This window comes from Streptomyces sp. ISL-98 (genome assembly GCF_018614055.1).
Taxonomy (GTDB): domain Bacteria; phylum Actinomycetota; class Actinomycetes; order Streptomycetales; family Streptomycetaceae; genus Streptomyces; species Streptomyces spiramyceticus.
The window spans coordinates 1-6,993 of sequence record NZ_JAGGPB010000100.1; the positions used below are offsets into that span (position 1 = coordinate 1).

Genomic DNA, 6,993 nt, shown 5'->3' on the forward strand with positions numbered 1-6,993 from the left:
AATTTCTGGCGCATCACACTAGTGCTGTGACCGTGAAGGTTCACCGGGTTGGCTGTTCAGGCCGCGGTTGACAGGGGACGTCCGCCCCAGCGGATGCCTTTCTCGCTGCGGATTCGGGCGCGTTCGCGGCGTTGGGCGGCCAAGACGTCTGGGTGGCGGGCATTGGCATTGCGCCAGCGCAGGTATCGGTGCAGTTCACGCGTCTGGACCGGGTGGTTCGGATGGTTCGAGTTGGCCAGAGTGAACTGACGTAGTGGCCCGAAGTGCGCCTCGATCGGATTCGCCCAGGACGCGTAGGTCGGGGTGAAGCACAGCTCGACCTTGTTCCGCCGAGCCCAGGCCCGGATCTTCGGCCCTTTATGGGCGGAGAGATTGTCGAGAACGATGTAGATCGGGGCGCCGTCCGGGCGGGCGGCACGGATCGTCTTCAGCGCCGCCAGAGTGTGGTCGGATCCCTTGCGGCGACGGTTGGTGCCCCACAAGGTGTCGTCGCCGACCGAGTAGCAGCCGTGGAAGTACCGGATCCCATGCGTGCGGTGGTAGGTCGCCGGCAGCCGGTCCGGCCGGCTCTGCTCGGCCCAACACCGCCCCGCTGTGGGGCGGATGCCCAGAGGGCCGAACTCGTCGAACGCGAAGGTGCGGTCCGGGCGGTGTTCGAGGGCGTACTCGATCCGGTCGAGCTTGGAATCCCGGTCGGGATCGGTGGACTCCTTCCACGTCTTCGTGTGCTGGAAGGTGATCCCGCGGCGGGCCAGCAGGGTCCGTAACGCTTCTCGGCTGATGCGTATCGGTCGGCCGAGGACGCCGCGTTGCAGGTAGGCGACGAGCTTACGCAGCGACCAGCGGGTGAAGGGCTGGCCGAGCTTGGTCGGGCGGGTGGTGGCCGTCGCCACGACGAAGTCTTCGTCGTCAGTGCTGAGCAGGCGGGGACGGCCTCCCGCCCACTGAGGGTCCAGGCAGGCCAGGCCAATCTCGTTGAACCGGTGGATCACGTCGCGGACGGTGTCCTCATCGGCCTGGACCAGCTGGGCGATCACCGGCACCCGGTTCCCGCCGGCCGAGGCAAGCAGCATCATCGCCCGCCGGTAGCGCACCGTGCTGGTGCTGCCCCGACGCACGATCTGCTGCAGCTTCTGCCCTTCTTGATCAATCAGTCTGCGGACCTTGACCGGTGGTGCCACCACGCCTCCTCGCACCGCGTTGGATGTGACTCACATCCAACCGGCGCAGGCACCATCGAATCCACCAGCAACCCGGTGAACCTTCGCGGTCACAGCACTAGACCCGGACTTCGCAGGTCACCCGATCGTGAAGATCAAGCGATCGTAGCCGATCGCTCGCCGATCGGAACCGTAGCGGCGATAGCTGTCCCGGTCCGGCCCGGTCGAGATCGGACGCTGGGAGGCCGCTGCGGCGAACCTTTTCGGCGACCTGCGAAGTCCGGGTCTAGACGTCGGCAAGAACTCTTGCGGGGGCTGGGGCATGGCAAGGGTTCCTGCCAGGGCTGTAGAGTCGTCTACAGAGACGAATTATCCCCCTGGACTGAGAAGCCCTTGGGAGCAACAAACGAAGGGCCCGACCCGGCTCCTACCCCAGGTCAGGCCCTCCGCGCAGTTCACGAGCCCGGTCGCCCATAAGCAGGCCGGGCTCGCTGCGTACGCAGCCCCGGTCGCGACCGTCTCATAGGTGGGCGCCCTAGTGGACGAACTGCCCCACCGTGGCAACAACCCCCACCAGCAGACCCGCTAAGGCCAGTCCAACCTGCCACCTCTCGGGGCCAGTCCAACGCCTGCGCGGTTTCCGCTCGCTCGGCTCCACCACTGCTCCTCCAGTTCTTCCGGTGGTGCACTGACGGCCTGCCTGAGCAGGCCGCCCCCCGCCAACAAATCGATGGAAGGGAACCGACAGGGAAGAACTGTCTGAACACCTGTCATCATACGGACCGCGCCCGACAGGTGCGTCGTCACAACATTCCTACCTGCTAGGGAAGTTGATGGTACGGACCAGCAACTCCGGTGCGTGCAGGCCAAGTTAATGAGGGCTTCCGCATGTGAACGGACTGTGAAGGTATCCAACCTCCTACGCCGAGCCCCCGCCAGACGAGCGGGGGCCGCAACAAGTCGCTTCACACCTTCTGTTCAAGTGCCTCCGCCCTACCAGCCAGGGAGGCACCCTGCAGTTATGGATGCAGAGACAGTTGCGCTTGTGGCTGCTGGAGTGGGCCTCGTCGGGGCGATAGGCGGTGCCGCAATCGGGGGGGTAGCGGCAACCCGTGGAGCGCGCCTCGGAGCCGAGACAGCGGCAAAGGCCACCGAGAAGCAGGTAAAGGAGCAGGCTCTCAACGAGCACGAACATTGGCTCCGTGAGCAACGGCTACAGGCTTACAGGGGCCTGCTACTCGCCTACGACAAGTGGGCGACGGCGGCCAGCCAGATGAGCAGCATGCTGGACTGGATGAGGACCGACGCTGACCCGAATCCGGTCGACATCGGGTCTCCGGCGAACGAGGTCACTGGCGCCTACGTGCTTATCAAGCTGCTTGGGCCAGAGGAGGTTCGCCTGACCGCCACCGCTCTTTGGGAGGGCGTGCACGACAGATACGAGTGCTTGTCGAAGTGGAGGAAGGCGTTCCTTCGTGAGGACGATGGCGCGATCGAACAGGCTCGGATCAAGTGGGAACGGCTGGGAGGAAGCGGGGCATTGCACGCGGCTTTCGTCCGGGCAGCGACTGAAGCTGTCGCCCAGCCTGAAGACTTACGACGTGGTGCTGCCCTCACTACTAGGTCTCCATGAGGCAGAGACCAGAACGGAGAACTCAAAGGGCCCGACTCAGCGAGTCGGGCCCTTCGTGTACCTGGGAGCCTCGCCCACGGGTCCCGGGAAGGGCCCGTGCTGTCACCCCTTGCGGGGAGCCATCTGCTCGGGCGTCGCCGCACAGCGGAACCCTGTGTCGTCGTCATGCATCGTGTCGTTGGCGTCGTTGGCAGCGGCGGGCGCACCCCGAAACAGTGGACTCGTGAAGGCGCTGCCGCGGAGTTCGTAGCGCCCCGGCGTGGTCGGCGTCGCAAGCCACTCCCACACGTTGCCCACCATGTCGTAGACCCCGTACGGCGAAACGCCTCTGTGGTACCGAGAGACGGACGTCGTGACTTCCACACCGGTCTCCCGGACGTTGCACTTTGCAGCGGTCTTCTGGTCCCCCCAGGGGAAGGTGCCGCCGGAGGTGCCCCGTGCCGCCTTCTCCCACTGTTCGGCTGTCGGCAGCGACTTCCCCGCCCACGTCGCGTACGCGTTCGCGTCTCGCCACGTCACGTGCACCACGGGGTGGTCGTACAGCTCGCGTGGACACCGGCCGTTCTCCCAGTGCTCGGGCACTGGGCGCCGAGCGGGGTCAGGGCTCTATCGATACGCCGCTTCACCTATTGCTGACGTAGGCGAGCCTTTGCCAGCCGAGCTTGCGTAATCCTTGTAAGGGGGTGGTTATCCCCTAGGATGCGCAGGGAATCGGCGAGGGCACCCTCGAACAAGGGAATGGCCTGACCGGGATCACCTGCTGCCAGGTAGGCCCCCGCCAGATTACTCCTGGCAGTCAAGGTGGTGGGATGGCTGTCCCCCAGAATCCGTTGACACGCAACGACTGACTCTTCATACATTGGGACGGCCCGATCCAAATCCCCCATCACCTGGTAGGCATAGGCAAGATTATTGCGTGAAGCCAGAGTGTTGGGATGGTCGGGGCCCAGGACGCGCACACGGTCAGTCAATGTCTGCTCGTAAATCGAGATGGCTCGGTCCAGATTTCCAGATGAGAGGTAAGCGCCCGCTAGGTTGTTTCGAAAGGTGAAGGTAGATGGATGCTCGGTACCTAGGATGCGGATTGAATCGGCGAGCGCTTGTTCGTAGAGGGGAATGGCACGACCCAGATCCCCCGCCGCTTCATAGGCTCCCGCAAGATTATCGCGAAAGGTAATAGTGGAGGGATGGTCGGGACCCAGAACGCGCTGACGGTCAGCCAGCGTCTCCTCGTAGAGGGGAATGGCACGACCCAGATCCCCCGCCGCTTCATAGGCACTCGCAAGATTATTGCGAGCGGTGAGAGTATCGGGATGATCAGAGCCCAAAACTCGTGCACAAACAGCGAGTGTTTGTTCGTAGAGAGAAACGGCACGGCCCAGGTCCCCCGCCGCCTGATATGCGCCCGCGATATTATTTCCGGAGGAGAGGGTGGAAGGGTGGTCGGGACCCAGAACGCGCTGACGGTCAGCCAGCGTCTCCTCGTAGAGGGGAATGGCACGACCCAGATCCCCCGCCGCTTCATAGGCACTCGCAAGATTATTGCGAGCATTTAGCGTATCGGGGTGGTCAAGACCCAGGACTCGTGCACAGTCACTGAGCGTTTGTTCGTAGAGAGGAACGGCACGAGCCAGATCCCCCAGCGACTGGTAGGCATACGCAAGGTTATTGCGGGATGCAAGGCTATCCGGGTGGTCCTCTCCGAGAATCCGAAGTCGCTGATCCAGTACCCGTTCATATAGCCCAGTCGCGCGACCCAGATCTCCGATTTCTCGGTAGGCCGAGGCCAAGTTACTCAACGACGCCAGGGTGCTCGGGTGATTTTCCCCAAGAACTCGGATGCGTTCACTGAGCGTCTGTTCGTAAAGCCGAATAGCTTCCGCAAATTCTCCAATTGCAAGCAGGCTTGTAGCCAAATTGTTCTTGACTGTTAGAGTTTGGGGATCCGATTCAGGAAGGAACTCCGAAGAATGTCGCAACGCCTCCTGGTAGATCGCGATTGCCCGCCTGTGATCTCCCCTCTCCTGAAAGAGCGAGGCTAGACCTAGTCGAGTTGAGAGCAGGTCCGGACTGTCTGATCCGAGGAAGTTTTTTTGGTCCCTCAAGACCTGTTCAAACAAATCCACAGATCGCTCTCTGCTGGCCAGCCTGACCCTCAAGAACAACACGCTCGGGTGCTGTCTCCCCAAGACACCTTCCAGACGTTCAATCTCGCGCTCTAGTTCGTTCGTGGCAACTCGAAGATTTTCCTGGCTTTCAATTCGGCCAGTGCGCACGGAAGACCCCGATGCCGAAATCGACGAATTATCCGCGAACACTGCCCAGTTTCCTGCAAGTTCGCTCTGTTCCTGCGAACCTTCTTGCGCAAATTCAAGCGCAGCCGATTCGCAGACGTTGACAACCCCTTGCGTGATTGATTCAACAGACTGAAGGCGTGAGAATGAGAAGATTTCGACCGGATATCTCGAAGCAGCCGCTACTAGTCGTTCGCTCACTTCCGAGTCGGTAACTAGCACGCCGAAGCAGCCGGCCGCAGGATTTCGTAGACGTCGAAACTCATTAACCGTGTCACTCAAACCGATAATCCAGCTGGCTGGAGAATTTTTATAGCCAAGCCGAACCTCAAAGATTGCTACGACGCCATTCCGCTCCATCACGGCGTCAAGCTGTGTGTCCCCAGTCGCCACTTCTGCTTCACCATGCCACCCAGACTGCTCCAGGCGCTGAACTAGAGCGGAAACAAGAGACTGCGCGAGATTAGAATTCACGGCACACTCCTAACATATTTCCAAGACAGCTCCTTTTTCCACTCAATCCAGTTCGCAAAAATCGGCAGCTGGACCAGACCGGCCGACACAAATAGGGAAATAGAGATTCCTAGGATATTTGATTCTCTGGCCTCCTTGGAGTGAGGTGTAACAGTTTGCCAAAAAATCAACACTATTGCCGCGAGGGTAAGTACGGCACCAATAGCGAACGCCAGTTTCGCTCCCGAAGATCTGAGAGGGGAAACTGTCTCGCAGGCCAAGAGAGTGGTCCGGGATTGAGTATCTTCAATTGAGCAACGAACAAGAGTCGGACGGCCTCTTCGTCTGCCACTGTTCAGAGACGCCTCAAGCCCACCCCAAAGCGACTCGGTGGCGCGCACGAGCATTTCGGCAGCCGTGACGGTACGACTGGAGCTGGAAGCTGCCGCGGCTCCTGCTACTAGTGCCTTCACACGGAATTCAAGATTGGTACTACTTACACAAAAGAATTCAGCCTCACAGTCCATCAACGGGACTACGAAATCGAGTCCGGCCGCCGAAGCCCTGGGAAAGCGACTTTGCACCTTCGCGAGCACCTGAGCTGCGTCCATCTGTGAGTGTTCGACAAGTCCACTCACGATGATCTGTGGTGCTGCCACCTGCGAGGCTCCCGTGCTCGGTCACTAAGGATCAGCCGCACTACAGTACTGCGGTGCTTGGCCCATGTGGGAGACCCACGCTGCCGACTGCGTGACTTAGACCGACCGGCAAATGGATCATTTGAGGCGCCGGGTGGTGGGGCGGCCGTCCCAGCGGTAGCGGCTCGTTGCTCGGCGGATGAGCATGCGGAGCGTGACGAGAGCGGCGGCGAGGTAGAGGTAGAAGTCCACGACCTCGCCGTTCCTCTTGGTGCAGCGCCGGAGCTTGCCGTAGTCGTTCATCCACGAGTGCGTGCGCTCGACCACCCAGCGCTTGCCTGCCTGGAGCGGGGCCGGCACTCCCTTGCGGGCGATCTCGGCCGTGAACCCCAACTCTGTTATCAGCGCACGGGACTTGGCGCTGTCGTAGCCGCGGTCGAGGTTGACGTTGACGGCGTCCGGCAGCGGGCCGACCTGCTCCTTGGCAGCTTCCAGGGTGGGTCCGAGCAGGGGTGAGTCGTGCCGGTTGGCTCTGTCGGAGACGATCCCGAGCGGGACACCGCAGGCGTCCGAGGCGACCGAGCGTTTCAGTCCCTGCTTGCCCCGGTCGACCGGGGAGCGCCCCGCCTTGTCGCCGCCGGACGGGGCCTTGGTGATACAGCCGTCCACCGAGATCTCGCCCAGTCCGAGGCCGATCATCCGGTCGTACGCCTCAAGCGCCAAGGCGTGCACCTTCTCTGATATCCCCAGCCCGGCCCACTCCTTGACGCGGCGTCGGATCGTCTGGTCGGAGCATCCGGCTGTGGAGATGCGTT

General features: G+C 61.8%; 6 protein-coding genes. 1 reads left to right on the forward strand and 5 read right to left on the reverse strand.

What is annotated here, in order from left to right; translation table 11 throughout:
• Nucleotides 1-56 precede the first annotated feature (56 nt).
• On the reverse strand, nucleotides 57-1,181 hold the full coding sequence (locus J7I98_RS39180) for an IS630 family transposase (RefSeq protein WP_308378109.1): 1,125 nt from the start codon (nucleotides 1,179-1,181) through the stop codon (nucleotides 57-59).
• Nucleotides 1,182-2,181: 1,000 nt separating this feature from the next.
• On the opposite strand from J7I98_RS39180, the gene J7I98_RS39185 reads away from it, so the two are divergent.
• A complete protein-coding gene (locus J7I98_RS39185; RefSeq protein WP_214929837.1) occupies nucleotides 2,182-2,793 on the forward strand; it encodes a hypothetical protein in 612 nt (203 codons plus the stop codon).
• A gap of 102 nt (nucleotides 2,794-2,895) precedes the next feature.
• Here J7I98_RS39185 and J7I98_RS39190 read toward each other — a convergent pair whose 3' ends face one another.
• The 4 genes from J7I98_RS39190 to J7I98_RS39205 all read right to left on the reverse strand — a co-directional run.
• Nucleotides 2,896-3,312 (reverse strand): formylglycine-generating enzyme family protein, encoded by a 417-nt coding sequence (locus J7I98_RS39190; protein ID WP_374225223.1) that lies wholly within the window; start codon nucleotides 3,310-3,312, stop codon nucleotides 2,896-2,898.
• A 107-nt stretch (nucleotides 3,313-3,419) separates the two neighbouring features.
• Nucleotides 3,420-5,561 (reverse strand): tetratricopeptide repeat protein, encoded by a 2,142-nt coding sequence (locus J7I98_RS39195; protein WP_214929839.1) that lies wholly within the window; start codon nucleotides 5,559-5,561, stop codon nucleotides 3,420-3,422.
• Nucleotides 5,558-6,199, reverse strand: a complete 642-nt coding sequence (locus J7I98_RS39200; protein ID WP_214929840.1) for a hypothetical protein — start codon at nucleotides 6,197-6,199, stop codon at nucleotides 5,558-5,560. Before J7I98_RS39200 ends, J7I98_RS39195 begins: the two co-directional genes overlap by 4 nt.
• A gap of 117 nt (nucleotides 6,200-6,316) precedes the next feature.
• Nucleotides 6,317-6,993, reverse strand: a 677-nt coding sequence (locus J7I98_RS39205) for a transposase (protein ID WP_214929841.1), incomplete at its 5' end; no start/stop codon positions are given.